19 protein-coding genes are annotated in these 15,263 nt (G+C 48.9%); 4 read left to right on the top strand and 15 right to left on the bottom strand.

Annotated features, from left to right (window positions below; translation table 11 throughout):
* Window positions 1-36 precede the first annotated feature (36 nt).
* The 3 genes from PRUTH_RS17035 to PRUTH_RS17025 form a co-directional block, all read right to left on the bottom strand.
* The gene (locus PRUTH_RS17035) at window positions 37-411 is read right to left on the bottom strand and encodes a hypothetical protein (RefSeq protein ID WP_151173990.1); all 375 of its coding nucleotides are present in this window, start codon (window positions 409-411) and stop codon (window positions 37-39) included.
* A 3-nt stretch (window positions 412-414) separates the two neighbouring features.
* Window positions 415-2,100: a winged helix-turn-helix domain-containing protein gene (locus PRUTH_RS17030; RefSeq protein ID WP_151173989.1), complete on the bottom strand. Its 1,686-nt coding sequence runs from the start codon at window positions 2,098-2,100 to the stop codon at window positions 415-417.
* A 346-nt stretch (window positions 2,101-2,446) separates the two neighbouring features.
* Window positions 2,447-2,854: a hypothetical protein gene (locus PRUTH_RS17025; protein WP_151173988.1), complete on the bottom strand. Its 408-nt coding sequence runs from the start codon at window positions 2,852-2,854 to the stop codon at window positions 2,447-2,449.
* Between the two features lie 231 nt (window positions 2,855-3,085).
* Between PRUTH_RS17025 and PRUTH_RS17020 the strand changes: the two genes are divergently transcribed.
* A complete protein-coding gene (locus tag PRUTH_RS17020; RefSeq protein WP_151173987.1) occupies window positions 3,086-3,559 on the top strand; it encodes a hypothetical protein in 474 nt (157 codons plus the stop codon).
* Window positions 3,560-3,595: 36 nt separating this feature from the next.
* On the opposite strand, the gene PRUTH_RS17015 is transcribed toward PRUTH_RS17020, so the two are convergent.
* The 8 genes from PRUTH_RS17015 to PRUTH_RS16980 form a co-directional block, all read right to left on the bottom strand.
* Window positions 3,596-4,099: an ASCH domain-containing protein gene (locus PRUTH_RS17015; protein ID WP_151173986.1), complete on the bottom strand. Its 504-nt coding sequence runs from the start codon at window positions 4,097-4,099 to the stop codon at window positions 3,596-3,598.
* A gap of 9 nt (window positions 4,100-4,108) precedes the next feature.
* A complete protein-coding gene (locus PRUTH_RS17010; protein WP_151173985.1) occupies window positions 4,109-4,579 on the bottom strand; it encodes an OsmC family protein in 471 nt (156 codons plus the stop codon).
* 14 nt (window positions 4,580-4,593) lie between these two features.
* A complete protein-coding gene (locus PRUTH_RS17005) occupies window positions 4,594-5,004 on the bottom strand; it encodes an RDD family protein (protein ID WP_151173984.1) in 411 nt (136 codons plus the stop codon).
* A gap of 25 nt (window positions 5,005-5,029) precedes the next feature.
* Window positions 5,030-5,860: an alpha/beta fold hydrolase gene (locus PRUTH_RS17000; protein WP_151173983.1), complete on the bottom strand. Its 831-nt coding sequence runs from the start codon at window positions 5,858-5,860 to the stop codon at window positions 5,030-5,032.
* 26 nt (window positions 5,861-5,886) lie between these two features.
* Complete coding sequence (locus PRUTH_RS16995; protein WP_045978931.1) at window positions 5,887-6,552, bottom strand: GntR family transcriptional regulator; 666 nt, start codon at window positions 6,550-6,552, stop codon at window positions 5,887-5,889.
* A gap of 157 nt (window positions 6,553-6,709) precedes the next feature.
* Window positions 6,710-8,206 (bottom strand): aldehyde dehydrogenase (NADP(+)), encoded by a 1,497-nt coding sequence (locus tag PRUTH_RS16990; RefSeq protein ID WP_151173982.1) that lies wholly within the window; start codon window positions 8,204-8,206, stop codon window positions 6,710-6,712.
* 10 nt (window positions 8,207-8,216) lie between these two features.
* A complete protein-coding gene (locus tag PRUTH_RS16985) occupies window positions 8,217-9,218 on the bottom strand; it encodes a 4-hydroxyproline epimerase (RefSeq protein WP_151173981.1) in 1,002 nt (333 codons plus the stop codon).
* A 3-nt stretch (window positions 9,219-9,221) separates the two neighbouring features.
* Window positions 9,222-10,136 carry a dihydrodipicolinate synthase family protein gene (locus tag PRUTH_RS16980; protein WP_151173980.1) on the bottom strand — a complete coding sequence of 305 codons (915 nt, stop codon included), beginning with the start codon at window positions 10,134-10,136 and terminating at the stop codon, window positions 9,222-9,224.
* A gap of 179 nt (window positions 10,137-10,315) precedes the next feature.
* On the opposite strand from PRUTH_RS16980, the gene PRUTH_RS16975 reads away from it, so the two are divergent.
* Both PRUTH_RS16975 and PRUTH_RS16970 read left to right on the top strand, forming a co-directional pair.
* Window positions 10,316-11,599, top strand: coding sequence for an NAD(P)/FAD-dependent oxidoreductase (locus PRUTH_RS16975; RefSeq protein ID WP_151173979.1), 1,284 nt, complete (start codon window positions 10,316-10,318; stop codon window positions 11,597-11,599).
* Complete coding sequence (locus tag PRUTH_RS16970) at window positions 11,596-12,804, top strand: M24 family metallopeptidase (RefSeq protein WP_151173978.1); 1,209 nt, start codon at window positions 11,596-11,598, stop codon at window positions 12,802-12,804. Before PRUTH_RS16975 ends, PRUTH_RS16970 begins: the two co-directional genes overlap by 4 nt.
* A gap of 56 nt (window positions 12,805-12,860) precedes the next feature.
* Here the strand turns inward: PRUTH_RS16970 and PRUTH_RS16965 are convergent, their stop codons facing one another.
* The 3 genes from PRUTH_RS16965 to PRUTH_RS16955 are packed head-to-tail and all read right to left on the bottom strand — an operon-like array spanning window position 12,861 to window position 14,364.
* Window positions 12,861-13,223, bottom strand: a complete 363-nt coding sequence (locus PRUTH_RS16965; RefSeq protein WP_138510519.1) for a cupin domain-containing protein — start codon at window positions 13,221-13,223, stop codon at window positions 12,861-12,863.
* A complete protein-coding gene (locus tag PRUTH_RS16960) occupies window positions 13,224-13,772 on the bottom strand; it encodes a redoxin domain-containing protein (RefSeq protein WP_151173977.1) in 549 nt (182 codons plus the stop codon).
* A gap of 10 nt (window positions 13,773-13,782) precedes the next feature.
* On the bottom strand, window positions 13,783-14,364 hold the full coding sequence (locus tag PRUTH_RS16955) for an NAD(P)H-dependent oxidoreductase (protein WP_151173976.1): 582 nt from the start codon (window positions 14,362-14,364) through the stop codon (window positions 13,783-13,785).
* Window positions 14,365-14,481: 117 nt separating this feature from the next.
* Between PRUTH_RS16955 and PRUTH_RS16950 the strand changes: the two genes are divergently transcribed.
* Window positions 14,482-14,844, top strand: coding sequence for a winged helix-turn-helix transcriptional regulator (locus PRUTH_RS16950; RefSeq protein WP_022945478.1), 363 nt, complete (start codon window positions 14,482-14,484; stop codon window positions 14,842-14,844).
* On the opposite strand, the gene PRUTH_RS16945 is transcribed toward PRUTH_RS16950, so the two are convergent.
* Window positions 14,841-15,233 carry an STAS/SEC14 domain-containing protein gene (locus PRUTH_RS16945; RefSeq protein ID WP_151173975.1) on the bottom strand — a complete coding sequence of 131 codons (393 nt, stop codon included), beginning with the start codon at window positions 15,231-15,233 and terminating at the stop codon, window positions 14,841-14,843. The genes PRUTH_RS16950 and PRUTH_RS16945 overlap by 4 nt on opposite strands.
* Window positions 15,234-15,263: the final 30 nt, after the last annotated feature.

The following is a 15,263-nucleotide window of genomic DNA, read 5'->3' as shown; positions in this document are numbered from 1 at the left end:
CTAACAGCTCCCTCCCCCTTTTTAAGCCATAACCTGTTATTGCGCGTGTGTTGTATACAGATCACTGCTAAACGCACGCGTACCACCATAGACAATTTGCCCATTTTCAACATCAAAGCCATAGTAAGCATTAACTGGTTGCTTAGTTAACAGCTGCAAAGAGGCTGAATTTATCTTGTAGGAGGAAAGCTGCGCCTCTTTATAGTTATTTAAATACAACACCCCGTTATCAATAATGGCATTCGCATAGCTTGCCACTTCTCCTATCGGCTCAGCCTCGGGTAGCCGGCCATCAAGAATCTCGGAAAAGGAAAAACGATACAACTCATTGCTTTGATTTATGAGGTAAGCAAATTGTGGCTCGCTGTTATCGACGAGAATGCGTACCCAAGGAGCGTCTAGCTCAGCCAATAACTACATCTGTCGGTTGTAAATCCTCACTCGGCGCTGGTGCTGATTCTTCACCGTTAAAGAAAACAACGTCGGGTTAAGCCAAGACAGTGCAAAGCCATAGCCATCTATGTGTGCTCGTTTGGCTATACCGTGCTCTACAATATCCACCAGCCAGAGCTGACGATTATCATGATTAACTACGGCCAGCCTATCGTCTGGTGAAACCGCCAGCTCATTTAATACCATATGCTCGGACATAGGCACTATTTGCTGTGCTCTTTGTCCTGGGGCCTGAAAATAAATATGGTCGCTGCCAGCACGATTGGAAACAAAGTAAATACCGGGTTGAGTATGAGCGAATGCCGGCAATCGCTCATTGCCATTACTGTTGTCCAGCTCAAATCCAGGGTTTTGCCAGCGAATATCTATGTTTTTATCGTAGGTTGAGTAGATGTAATCTTTCTCATTGGGGTGGCGCGCCAGCGCGCAACATAGTCTATCGCCTAAACTGGCGATTACCTGAGACTCACCGCTTTGAATATTCAGCATTTGTAGTTGTGCGGGTTTTGATGCGGAAACATAAATAAGCTGATGCTGCGCATGGCCCCAAATAGCTTGATTCAACTGCTGCGCAACATCAATCAAAGGCTCTGCCGCCCCAGTAGCAAGGTCAACCTGGTAAAGTCGACTTTGCCCTTCACTATTATTGGCAACCAATAACAAATTTTTGGCTCCGGGCTTTAAGTCAAGATCAACTAAATGCCATTGCTCGGGCAACTCAACAGCCACCGGCTCAAGGCCTTGGTTCAGATTAATTCGATAGAGCCTATTTCTATGCTCATGGTTGCGGGCATGACCAAGCAGCCAAACCGACTCGGTTTGTGTATCAAAAGTGTATCGGTGCGATATTAAGCTCTCGCAATCAAGTATTTGTGCACTTGGTGCAGTCAGTGCTGCACTTTCACGACTAAACGGCACCTTGAACCAGCCGCATTGGTCTTGGTAGTAGCCTTTAACAATCAGTGCGTTGGCGGTTTGAGCAATAAGGGAGTCAAAATAATAATCTTTACTTTCAATAACCGCACCAACATCGTCATTGTTGTTGTCCAAGCGCTTATGCCATAACTCATTACCATTGGCATAGGTATTATTGATAAAGGTTACAGTGTTCCCTTTTGGCGCCACCACTGGGCTTCTTTTAGCCCCGTCAACGCGGGTTAGTACGGTATTTTCACCGTAATTTAGGCCGCCGTTCTCTCCGCTTTGCCAAAGTAACAACAATACAACCACCGCACAAATTAGTACGGGCGCCGCAGCTTTAACGGCAAGGTTGCGGCTTTTGGGCTGGGTGTTGGTGTTAATTTCATCCACATGCCCGTTTGTGTTGAGACTATCTTGAGTGCGTACAGTGGCAATAAAGCGGTAGCCCTGCTTTGGCACAGTTTGAATATAACGCGGCGATTTAGGATCATCGGCCAATGTTTTTCGCAAGCTGGCAACAAGCTTATTAATAGCGTTGTCGGTGACTATCACCCCTTGCCAGATGGCTTGTTGCAATTCGTCTCGGCTAATAATTCTGTTTGGGTTGGCAAGAAAAAAGCGCAACAGCGCAACCATTCTTGGGTCTAAGGAAACGGAATATTCTTGGTTCTTTAATTCATGGGTGCTGGTATCAAACCGATACTCGCCAAAGAAAATACATTCCATTGATGGCTCGAATTGTTCTTTTTATTGATCCCTAGTCTATAAGGAAGGCGGTTCAATGCAAGCTTAGGTTGTAACAAAATCCTCGGTGTAATCACGCGCTTAGGTTTCAGCACTGAGAATCACGCTTTGGCCTGAAATAAGCGTGGTTACAAGCTTTAATCAGCATTGCGGCAAGGCTTTTGCTCATGGCAGTAGGGAGTTATATTGGTTCTTTAAAGTAATTAAGCCCTAGCTTATTGCGATTCTTGGGTTGGTAAGTAGATAATTGGACAGGCATAAGAGTAATTAAAATTTTAATCTGCTTTCGGTAATAATGAGCGAAAGTCTATAAATCCATTTAACTATTCTATTTTTCCATACACTGGGGTAAATCACCAACGGAGATAGGTAGCCCAGCAATACAATTAAACTTTCCCTTTGCGGAGTCAAACGCAAAGGAAAGCCCATCATCTACCCATTCAAAGTCTTCAAACCAACTCCCCCCTGACCTATCGTGATTGATATTTACAACCTCGTTGCTTGGTACGCTAACTGAACACACCTTATTGCTACTTGTTAAACCAGCGTGGAGGCCGCCTTCATAGTTTTCAATGATAAAACAGGGTTCGTACTCTGAGTTAAAACTAATTACCCTAAAAGTTCCTTTTCCTTGCACCCAATGAGTTGAAACAAAGTTAATACTTTTTGGGATAACGCCTGACTCTTCAGCACACAATGAAAACGAAAAAGGAATAATTAACAATAAAAATCTCACACCATCTCCACTTAAAAAAGCACCTTTAAATATGCATTAAACTAAATTTAAAATAACCGCCCTTAACAACCAAATCCATCTTAAACCTTACCAATATTCATATTTATCGATGATTTTAAGCATTGCTTGCCCTATACATTAATATATTGGAAACTATGAAAAAGACATGTGTTGCGCGAACGGGACCCAGCCATTAGGCTGCCACTGCCCCCAATTACAAGGAAGGTATCAATGTTAGAACAGATAACCCAATGGATAGAGCATACCAACAATGAGTTTACACTGCAGAGGCAGAGTTGTTATCAGTTAATGGATAACTTTGCTGATTTTTATCCTACGGCCTTTCTACATAATGCCTATTTTGTTGTCGTCGATACCCTTCCTAAACCCGACTTTCCAGAGCTTCGGCAGCTTGGGCTTGGCACTTTTATCGATATGGATGCCGTTGGTATCACTTATAACAACACCTATTACTTGCAGCCTCATGTGGCAAAAAACCTCCGTGTTCACTTTCACGAGTTAGTACATGTCGCCCAATGGCAGCACCTTGGTATGGCGCAATTTATTGCTCGCTATATGCAGGAAATTCAAAGTGTCGGGTATATGGATGCGCCATTAGAAAAAATGGCCTACGCCTTAGATAATCACTTTAGCCTAGATGGTGCCCCTTTCGATGTGCCGCGCTATGTAGCCCAGCACCTGTAGTGCGACAATGCAGAGCACACATCGGTGAGTGAAACGCTAGCTTTTTAATAGCACCTCAAAGCTCGTAAATACGATGGGCATAGAGGGAGTAAACACCTTCTCACTGCCTGCGAGTACCCGCTGGTAGTAGTCTTGGTGTTCGCGGCGCCAATACGCTAATGATCCATCGCCTTCGCCTTCTAAAGCAGCGTGAGCCTCAGTTACGGCGGAAAAGCTAAGCACCTCCACCGCACATATGCGGATCACGCACTGTGCGTGCCCCTGCCAATTGGTGACAATATGAATATCTCCAACTTGCGGTAGCGGCTCTGCGGCAGCTTCTAACTCCCACAAACTCGGAGCTGTGGCTTGTTTTCTTCCTTGTAATACCCACCGCGCGCAGGCATTGGCGTCGTGTTCATTATCGCAGAAATGCCAAACACCTTGCAGCCGAGCCTGCGCTCGGGGCTCACCCACAAGGGTATCCAGGTAGCGCAGCCATAGTTCTGTGACCGATGAGTGGGCGTGCTCAGCAACTTCAGTATTCGCTCTTTCGCTCATCACAGCTCACTAGGTTAGCGTGCCCACAACCCGCACCTCTGTAAGAATGGAATTGGCAATAAAACATTGGCTATGGGCCTTTTCATGTAGGGCATCTAGCTGCTGCTGTGAGGGAGTCGTGTGGTCGGCAAATTTAACCTCTGGAAACAGGGTTATTTCCGTCATTGCCAATTTACCAGCTTGGTTTTTTGCCATCACGCCTTGGGCATGATCATGATAAGCACTGATCTCCAACCCTGCTTTGCTCGCTAAAGCTAAAAACCACAGCATATGGCAACTGGATACCGAAGCAACGAAGGCCTCTTCGGGGTCCACGTATTCACTGACCGAGTAGGGTATGGGCACCACTTGAGGTGACGACGAGGCCATAACCTCAATTCCGCCATCAAATTGCCAACGATGGCCTCGGCTATACGTGTTATCTAAAAAGCTCTCACCCTGAGGGAGAGACCATATCACCTTAGCTGTGTATTTTGACATGACTGCCCCTATTACTAATTATGTTCGCCAGTACGTTTAATAACTCGTGTTTTCGCTAACATATCATGCAAACCTTGGTTCTTTTTTGAAATAAACAGGGGCAGTAGTAGCACTATATTAAACGAAACTAACATACAAAAGAGTATCGACCTCAAAAACAACTGCCATATTGACGCCTTTTCTTCGCTAAGCTCGTCAACAATAACCAGCTTAAATATGCGCTTGCCAAGGTTAATGTTGAGCGCCCAATAGACAAAAAAGCCAACTGGTACACAAACAAACATCACCAGTTCGACAGCCGGCGGCTCTTTTATAGTGCTAGTAAACAACAAGAGCTCGAGCAGGCCAACAAGGGCTGCTACTACGAACGCTGCATCAATGAAAAATGCCGGTATTCTTAGCGCGGCGGTTTTATTGTCTTTCATTATCACTTTCCCTAGTGTGTCATTATTATTTTATCCGTACCCGCTTTATCAGGGTTTGTATATGCTCCACTACCCACTGCGGCTGCTCATGGTGGATAAAGTGGTAACTTTTATCGGTCAGTATCGCCTCTCCTTGTGGGAAGGCTTGGGCCCATTGGCTATGCAGGTCGCCCCACATTGCTCGGCCTTGATCAGTAAATAAAAGCAGTGAGGGCTCTTCATAGGTTTTCACCGAAGCAATAACGGTTACTGGAATATCGGGTATGTCTGGGTAGTCTGGCAATGGCCGCTTGGACCAAAAATCTAAATACTGATTAGACATGCCATTTTTCATATCATCGCGCTTAACTTGCGCGATTTGCCGCTCAGCGGTGGCCAAGTCAATTTGCCGCATAATATCAACGTCATGCTCGGAGGCCGGATCAATAAGCATCAGTGCCGCTATTTTATCGGGATAACGCGCAGCGAAGGTGCGCGCGATGTACGCACCATAGGAGTGCGCGATATAAACCACCGGCTCAGTAATAGCTAATGCTTGCAGCAGAGCCAGCGCTTCTTGAGCATACTGCTCTGAGCTATAGTGTTTTTTTACCGCACTGGAGCCACCATTACCGACGCGAGAGTAGCGGATCACGCGGGCATGCTCGGCTAACGCGTAAAAGATAGGTTGCCAATCATCCAGCCCGGCAGAGCCGCCGGCTTCAAGTAGCAAGGTAACATCGCCGCTCCCTGCGATTTCATATTCAACGTCATATGCGCCAATTTTCACTGTGGGGTAGTCGCGCGAACCGGCATAAAGCTGGGCGCTGGTGCAAATAAGTAGCAAGCCCAGCAAGCAGTGAGTGAATCGTTTCATTGTTTCTTCCTTGAGCAGATGGCTTGTTAATCCTGCGCTTCCATGGTTAATAACAGCTCTTTAATATCGTCTTTAGCGCCACTGATGTGGCGATATAAAAACGCACAGGCATCGTCTACGCGTTGCGCGCGGCACAGTTTAAGTAACTCACGATGCTCTTCCGGTGCGGTATCTAACCCCCCGGCAAGAAGAATATGCATGCGCACGTAACGCTCTGAATTTTTGCTAAATTGCTCAACTAATTCACGGGTTTGCGGGCGCTGCGCACGGCTATATAATTTGGCATGAAATGCGCTGTTAAGGTGCCCAGTTGCGGCTTGCGTATCCCCTGCTGCCATCGCCGCTTCTAAATCTTGCAATAGCACCTCGGCTTCGCTGAAATCAGCATCGGTGAGCTTAGTTAGAGAATGACGCAGTAGCTCGGCTTCTAACAGTGCCCGTAAGTCAAAAATTTCATCCACCTGAGATGCACTCACCTCGGTTACCGTTGCTCCTTTGTGGGCCTCAAAGTTCACTAACCCTTCAGATTCAAGCTGCAGTAGAGCCTCTCTCACGGGAATACGGCTAACATTGAGCTCTTGTGCCAACGCCGCTTGGCGCAGTGGCGCACCTGATTTTAGCTCGCCAAGTAAGATTTTTTCGCGAATTGCTTCAGCAACTAGTTGGGTACGGGTTTTATGCTCAATTGCCATATAAGAGTGTTGGTAGGTGGTCCATGGAATACAGTATACCACCCTATATTTATCTTGCGAGTGCTATCTATGTACCTGTTTTACAATTAGAAAAATGCGGACAACAGAGGGAGTGTTGGCCGCATTGGGGGACACTTAAAACGAAAACGTTATCGGCTCAGCGCTGCACACACAGTGGCCGCAAGAACCGCCGCATCGCCTCTAACCCAACCGAGGTCGAACGCACATCGGTGGCAGCCGGGTATGGGCCGCCATGATTCATTGATTGGCACACCTCTACACCGGTAGGCATTTGCCCATAAATCAATCGCCCTACCTTATAACTTAACCGTTCAATAAGCGGCTGATGCTGGGCTTGTTCACCGTAGATTGAAGCGGTTAGCTGTCCTTCTAAGGCATCAATAACATGCATAAGCTGCTGCTCATCATCGTAACGAACAACAAGAGCTGCCGGACCGAACACCTCTTGATGCAGCATCGGCGTATTGATAAAACCCTCAGCGCTGCAAGTAAACACCTGTGCTTGCGCGTGGAATGGCGCACTTTTATGCCCTTGTGCCAACAATTGTACACCGTTGCATTGGGCTAACGCTTTGGTATCACGCTCATAGGCGTCAATAATACTTGGGCTAAGCAGGGTATCCGATGGCGCATCGCCTATGTGCTCGCGTACTGCCGCAATAAGCTCATCGCTGCCGTGTGTTGGCACTAACCATAGCCCTGGGCTGGTACAGAACTGGCCATGACCCATCAGCAATGAAGCACACAGCTGTTGCCCTAAAGTACGCGCACTTGCCAGCGCCTGGGGTAAAATAATCTGTGGATTGATAGCGCCAAGCTCACCATAGAAAGGGATCACCTCTTCACGGCTATGTATGGTACTCATTAACGCCTTGGCCACGGTTAAAGAGCCAGTGAAACCCACCGCCTTAATTTGCTTAGCACTGACGAGTTGGTGAGCAATACTATGGTCGGTACCCTGTAACATGGCAAAGGTTCCCTCAGGCATCTGACAGCGGCTTATTGCTTTAGCAATGGCTCGGGTCATCAACTCGCTGGTTCCCGGGTGTGCTGGGTGACTTTTGACTATCACCGGGCAGCCGGCGGCTAACGCCGCTGCGGTGTCTCCCCCGAGAGTTGAAAATGCATAAGGAAAGTTAGAGGCGCCAAAAACCGCCACTGGCCCCAGGGGTAAAAAACGCAAGGTGGTGTCAGGCTTAGGCAACGGGGTGCGATTTGGCTCGCCAGCATCGTGATAGTGCAAGTGCAAAGGCGCCAAATTGTCTTCTAAGGCATCAGCAAATGCGCGTAGTTGATTCATCGTCCGCCCACGCTCACCTTGTAACCGGGCCAAGGGCAAATTGGTTTCTAGATGAGTGGTATTGAGTAACTCATCGCCGAGCGCTTCAATTTCATCGGCAATAGCGTGCAAAAACTCACTGCGCTGCTGATACGAGGTGCCCCGATAGGCGATAAAAGCGCGCTCAGCGCTCGCACAAGCACTCTCTACATCCTGCAAAGAGGCATTGTAAAAGGGTGTGGCCATGTCCTCATTGCGCGCCGGGCAAAAGGCATGAAATGCCTGCTGTTGCTCACTTTGCCACTGGCCAGCGATAAAGCTAAGGCCACTCAGGCTTGCTGTGTAGTTCTCCATCTTGGTCTCCTTATAACACTTGAAAGCCGAAGGCGTAGGGGTCGTCATCGTCAACCACAATGCAGTTGTGACCGGTGACGCGGGCCCAGCCCTCGATACTAGGAACAATGGCGGTGCGCCCTGCGATTTCGGTCACCGCCTCGATGCAGCCAATAAATTGGCTGCCGATGTAGCTTTCATGAACAAAGGCTTGCCCGATAGGCAAGCGCCCCTGCGCATATAACTGTGCCATGCGCGCGCTGGTCCCGGTGCCACAGGGCGAACGATCTATGGCCTTGTCGCCATAAAACACTGCATTAGCGGCATCGGAGCTGGTGTGTTTGGGCTGTCCGGTCCACAGCACGTGGGATGCCCCGCGCATGGTGGGGTCTTGCGGGTGGATGCACTCGACTTGGGCGTTGACAATATCGCGGATCAACGGGCTGTAGCGCAGTAAAAACGAAGCATTGCAATGCTCTATGCCTGCAAAATTAGCTTGCGGCTCAACAATGATGTAAAAGTTGCCGCCAAAGCTAATATCCACGCTTAGCGCCCCCAGCTCAGGCACCTCAATAGTAAGTTGCTCAAAGGCCAAAAAGGCAGGCACGTTATAAAGCTTGATTGCTTCGACCTTGTCGCCACTACGACGCACATGAGCATCTACGCGCCCGGCCGGCGTATCTAAGCGCACCCGATGTGGGTCTTGTGGTGTCAGCAGGCCATTTTCCAATGCAAATGTCAGGGCGCCTATGGTGCCGTGGCCGCACATAGGTAAGCAGCCCGAAGTTTCAATAAATAAAATCCCGGCATCGCCATCTGCTGTGGTCGGCGGATACAAAAAAGCCCCGGACATCATGTCATGCCCGCGCGGCTCGAACATCAGCGCTTGACGGATCCAGTCGTAATGCTGCAAGAAGTGTTGTCGTTTCGCACTCATACTCTGGCCGCGCAGCGGTGGGTGGGCGCTTGTTACCAAGCGCACCGGGTTACCACAGGTATGGCCGTCAATACAGAAAAAGGTCCCCCGGTTCATAGACTAGTCCAGGTTGTACTTGCTTAAGTCGATACGATTGGCAATGGCCGTGTTATAGAGGCGCTCCACTTCAGCTTTTTGTTCTGTGGTTAGCGGCAAGCGCGGTGCGCGCGTGCGCTCACTGCCTCGTCCAGCCAGTTGTTCAGCGTATTTAATGCATTGCACTAAGGTGGGAATAGTATCTAGACGCAGCAGTGGCAAGAACCATTGCCAAAGCTCCCGCACCTCCTCATAACGCCCCTGCTGAGCCAATTGGTAAATGGCCACAGGCTCACGGGGAAAGACATTGGTAAGCCCCGATATCCAACCCGTGGCGCCGAGCATCAAGGACTCAAGAGCGATGTCATCAACACCACCAAACACCACAAAACGCTCACCAAACGCACTAAGCAGCTCGGTGATACGGCGTGTATCTTCAGTCGCCTCTTTTACCGAGACGATGTTTGGCTCAAGCGCTAAGGTGTGCATGCCGGCAATAGACACATCGACGCCATAGGTCACCGGGTTGTTGTAAATCATAATAGGTAACTGGGTCGACCTAGCAATGCGCTGATAGTGATCAATGGCCTCGCGCTCAGTGCTGCGGTACACCATGCCCGGCAATACCATTAACCCATCCACTCCTGCAGCTTGCGCATCGGCGACAAATTCAATGGCAAATTGCGTGGTTGTTTCAGCCACCCCGGTTAATAGCGGCACACGTGTACCAACCACCTCTTTTGCCATTTCCAACACTTGGCGCTTTTCTTCACTGCGCAGCGAGCAGTTCTCACCGACGGTGCCAAGCACAATAATGCCATGCACCCCCTCATTAATAAGGTTATCAATCATCGCTGCGGTGGCTTTAAAGTTGATGCTGTCGTCATCATAGAATTGCGTGGTGACTGCCGGATAAACACCCTTCCAATTTACGTTCATATTAGTTCCTCTGTTGTCGTTATGCTTGCCATCATAGATATATTGTATACAATATTCAACATGCAAAATTAACAAAACCTGTGTAAGCCAGCTAAATGAGCGCACTCGTAAACGTAATAGCATGAGTTATAAGCAGTTTAATTTTATAAAAAGAAATATCTAAGAGGTGAAAACGAGGGATGCAAAGTCAGGCTCAACATCATGCTGCTAACAACCGCGTTGCGGTGCTCGGTGCCGGCGTTATTGGCTTGAGCTGTGCGTATCAATTGCAGCGCCAAGGCTATCAAGTCACCTTGTATGACCCTGAGCCGCCGGGCAGCCAATGCTCTTTTGGCAATGCCGGCCACTTTGCCACCGAACAAGTGTTCCCCATGGCCTGCTCTTCATTACTCCCTAAGCTGCCTAAAATGCTGCTCAGCCAGCGCTCTGCCCTGCGTATTGCGCCCACATACCTACCCCAGCTACTACCATGGCTTGCTCGCTTTGGGGCCAATATGATGCCGCATCGTTATCGTCGCCACACTGAAGTCTTGAGCACCTTAAACAGCCATGCCCTTGGCGCGTGGCAGCGCTTACTCGCAAATGATTACCACCAGTACGTACAACACCAGGGTTCGCTGTTAACCTTCGAGAGCACGACAACAAATAAAATAAAAGCCGTGGCTGCGCAGTACTCGCACCAAGGCGTGGACGTATCGATACTCAAGCGTGCTCAGGTCAATGAGCTAGAGCCCGCTTTAACTGCCCATATCGACGGCGCGCTTTATTTTAAAGCCGTGGGCCACAGCACCGACCCTGGCGCATTAAGCCAATACTTATTCAGCCAGTTTTGTGCTTTAGGCGGGCACTACCGCGCCGAGAAAGTCACTTCCTTGACCTGTGCGCATTCACATTGTCGGGTGAGTACCGCAACCAGCCGCGAGCTTTATCGCAAAACGGTTGTTTGTACCGGCGCATGGAGTAAAGTACTGTGTCAGCAATTAGGCTATGCCCTGCCGCTAGAGGCGGAGCGCGGCTATCATTATCAGTTATCCGAACACCTCGGGCTCAAACGCCCGGTGGCCAGCTTTGAGCGACAGTTTATTATGACGCCCATGAGTGCAGGCCTGCGACTGGCCGGCACGGTTGAATTTGCCGGTTTGCAAGCGCCTGCAAATATGGCGCGCGCTCACGCTCTATTGGCTCATGCGCGGGAGTTGCTGCCGCAACTAGGCACTGAGTTTGACGAGCAGGCCTGTTGGCAAGGGGCGCGACCCTCTTTGCCAGATTCATTACCGGTCATTGGCGCAGCTCCCAGGCATCCAAGTCTATTGCTGGCACTGGGCCATCAACATTTGGGGTTAACCCAAGCAGCCATCACCAGTGAGTTGATTGCTGCACTCATAAATCAACAACCCACCGCGATGAATATCGATGCCTTGAGCATCGCGCGGTTTCAAGGTAACAGGAGCAAAGCGTTATGAAAGGCATTGGCTATCAAAACCAACAACAAGCCTTAGCACAACTGAGCGATATGACCGGCGATATCAGCGCCATTGAAGAGCACGAATATCGCCAACGCATCGCCAAAGCCCAGGCTTTTATGCAGGAAAATGGCATTGATGCCCTTTATTTAAATGCTGGTACTAACATGACCTATTTCACGGGACTAAAGTGGTATGCCAGTGAGCGCTTGGTGGGCGCGTTACTGCCTGCCCAAGGCGAGCTGGCCTTCGTCGCGCCTTTTTTTGAAATAGGCTCGTTGCGAGATTACCAGGTGATTGATGCCGATATTCATGGTTGGCAAGAAGAGCAAAACCCTTATGCATTGATTGCCGAGGTGCTAAAAGGCATGGGTTGTGGCGACGATGCGGTGCTGGGCATTGACGAAAGCGCGCAATTTTTCATCGCCGATGGTATTACTAAAGCGGCGCCACAATTAACGCTGGTCAATGCTGGCGAAGTCACAGCCCATTGTCGCATGCACAAATCCACTCACGAGCTTGCCCTTATTCAGCGGGCAATGGACATGACCTTAGAAGTGCACAAAGCCACGGCGTCGATGTTACATGAGGGGATCACCACAACTGAGGTCGAGGCATTTATTAATGCAGCGCATAAACAAGTCGGTGCCAGCGGCAACTACTTTTGCATTGTGCTCTTTGGCCAAGCCACCAGCTTCCCCCACGGAGTGAAAGACCCACAAACACTGAAACAAGGGGATATGGTGCTAATTGATACCGGTTGCCAATTACACGGTTATCTCAGCGATATCACTCGCACCTATGTGTTTGGTGAGGCAAGCGCTCGACAACAACAGTTTTGGCAGTATGAGAAAAACGCCCAGTTAAAAGCGTTTGCTGCCGCCCAAGTAGGCAACACCTGTGGCGATGTAGATAAAGCCGCGCGCGATTATCTCAGCGCCCAAAGTCTGGGGCCAGACTACCAATTACCTGGTTGCCCCCACCGCACAGGGCACGGCATTGGTTTAGATATCCACGAATGGCCTTATTTAGTCAAAGATAACCCTCAGGTGTTAGCAGAACATATGTGTTTTTCTAATGAGCCAATGCTGGTGGTTCCCGGCGAATTTGGTATCCACTTAGAAGATCACTTTTACACCACGGCTGAGGGGCCAAAGTGGTTTACTGAGCCGGCACACAGCATTGATAACCCATTTGGGTTGTAACAAAGAGGTCGCAGCCGATGTCAAATTGATATCAGCTGCGACCATAACCCCCTCAGTCATTGTGGCTTTTGTTCGACAATAATCGCCACTACGGGGTGGGCACTGAGGTTTGTGACGCGATGGCGCCAAGACGGATGCCACATGACCTCACCATCGGCTACAGTGACCTCTTGCACACCATGCTCGGTTTCAATAGCAAGAGTTCCGCCACGCTGAAAATAAACCGTTTCACTGTGATGGCTGTGCCACTTATCTCGTTCATTGGCGGCCAGCGTCATTTTCAAGGTCAATACTTGGTCATTCTCAAACAGCACTTGATACTGCGCTGGCGCAGCGTTATGCGCTGGTATCGCCGCCTTAGCTACTCCTTGCAGGCTTGCCAACAGCGTCATCATGGCAATAACTAACTGAGTATTCATTTAGTCCACCTCTTTACGCATGCCCCGAATGGGGTAGTTATTGTTAACATCACGTATCCATTTGAGGCCGCTAACCAAGGTATTGAGCTCGGGGCGTACAAAGGGGTTGTTAGAAATATCCACCACGTGCAAGCGCTGCTGAGCGTTGACCACAAAGAGTCCGGGCTCGGCAAAGGGGTGATCTGTTTCCTCTGGCGAGCGAGGATCCGAGACATACAACCCCAAAGCCCGCATCTGGGCAAGGCTTAAGTTATAGGCAATGGGGAAAGTCACAGTCAACTCCTCAAGGTGTCTTTCAAGTTGTTCTTTGCTATCAGCAGAGACCGCAATAACATCAACCCCCAGACTATGTAGTTGCTCAGTCACGGCCGATAACTGGGTAAGATACTTGCTACACATGGGACAATGTCGGCCCCGATAAACCACCACCAACTGCCAGTCATAAGGTGATCGGGTATGCCCTAATTGCACTTCAGCGCCCGCCAACGTCGGCACTTTAATAACTGGAAACTCGCTGCCAGCGTGTAACTTTTGCGTATATTCGTTCATGGCGAGCTCCTTAAAAATGTGCTTCTAGGTGATCTTGAAAGCGCGCAAAATCGGCCTCAGGCTGAGCATTTTTCATCACGTCAAAGGCGCTAAATGTCGGCATTGGCGTCATATCAAAGAACTTAAAGTTCATATGCATGGGCATTAATAAATCGTCGATGCTATGACCGTCAAAAAACTCTTCAGGGTCATTAAAGGCTTGTTGCGGCGCATTGGCCGTCACCGACAACATATAACGAGTACCGCCTAAGGTACCGCCACGGCCGTAGTTTTTTTGCGGTGCATCGGCACTGCGTCCATCGCCATGACACAGTGCTCCGCCCATACCAGCGGTATACACTTCATCCATATACTTTTTGAATGACCAGGGGACCCCCATCCAATTCAAAGGCATTTGCACTAACACGATATCGGCCCATTGGTGCTGTGCTAGCGCAGCTTCCACATCAAACCCTTCTGAGGGTTTGCTTATTTGGATGTTGTAACCTTTGTTTGCTAATAGTGTTTGTGCTTTATCAACAAAGCTTTGGTTGAGATTTCCCGGCGAAAACGGGTAGTGATGGTGTGCATTAATGATCAGTACGTTACTCATATGCAAGGCTCCTAGGTGAATGTTTAACTTTAAAACCACGTGGTTTATAATAGTGACCTAGAAACCAAAAACAATTAGTATACTTTTAGTAACCTAACAAAAAGACGAGGGTCTATCATGCAAAGTTCTGTAAAAACAGATAGTAAGGGCAGAAAAAAAGTGTTGAACGCGTGCACCGAGCCTTGCGCTATTGAAAAAGGGATGCGCCTTATCGGCGGAAAGTGGACGGGTTCAGTGATCTATCACTTAAAAGATGAGCCAGTGCGTTTTAATGACTTAGTACGCATGCTAGGCGGAGCCAGTAAAAAGATGATTGATCAGCGCCTTAAAGAGTTAGAAGCCAACAACATGGTTATACGCAAAGTGATCAGCACGCGTCCTGTGGCAGTAACTTATGAGCTTAGCGAGTTTGGCAAGTCAGCCTTGAGTATACTTGAAGAACTCAGGCAGTGGTCGGAGTCGAATAATCTGCCAAGCTAAACGTTATCGTCTTGCTTTTTCAGCCAGGCTCTCGCCTCATTAATATCGGTAAAAAAGGCCACTTTTTGGGTCGCTAATGCGGGCGTGCGCTGCATCAAAATATGCCTATTCATGGTGCTTTGAATGACAAAGGCTTTGGCTATCAGTGCTTGCGAGTTCAACCAGTCATTGTAATTATCGAGGGTTTGATAAGCTTCTGGTGTGCCTCCTTCGAACCCCGTGTTATCAATTAGCATTGAGAACTTCGCACCGTCAAAACCCGCAACAAGCGCTTTTACTTTACGTGCATATTCTTGTACGCCGAACGCGTTAAAGCTGCCAATAAAGCGCGCCTCTATTACCCCATCCTGGGCGCTAACTTGCGATGTACCATGGGACAAACTTGTCATTATTATATTATTTGCCAATGAAACCTGAGC

Origin of the sequence: Pseudoalteromonas ruthenica, assembly GCF_008808095.1 — a bacterium.
GTDB lineage: Bacteria > Pseudomonadota > Gammaproteobacteria > Enterobacterales > Alteromonadaceae > Pseudoalteromonas > Pseudoalteromonas ruthenica.
Note: the sequence above shows the minus strand (reverse complement) of the source record. Positions and strands in the feature narration are given on the sequence as shown.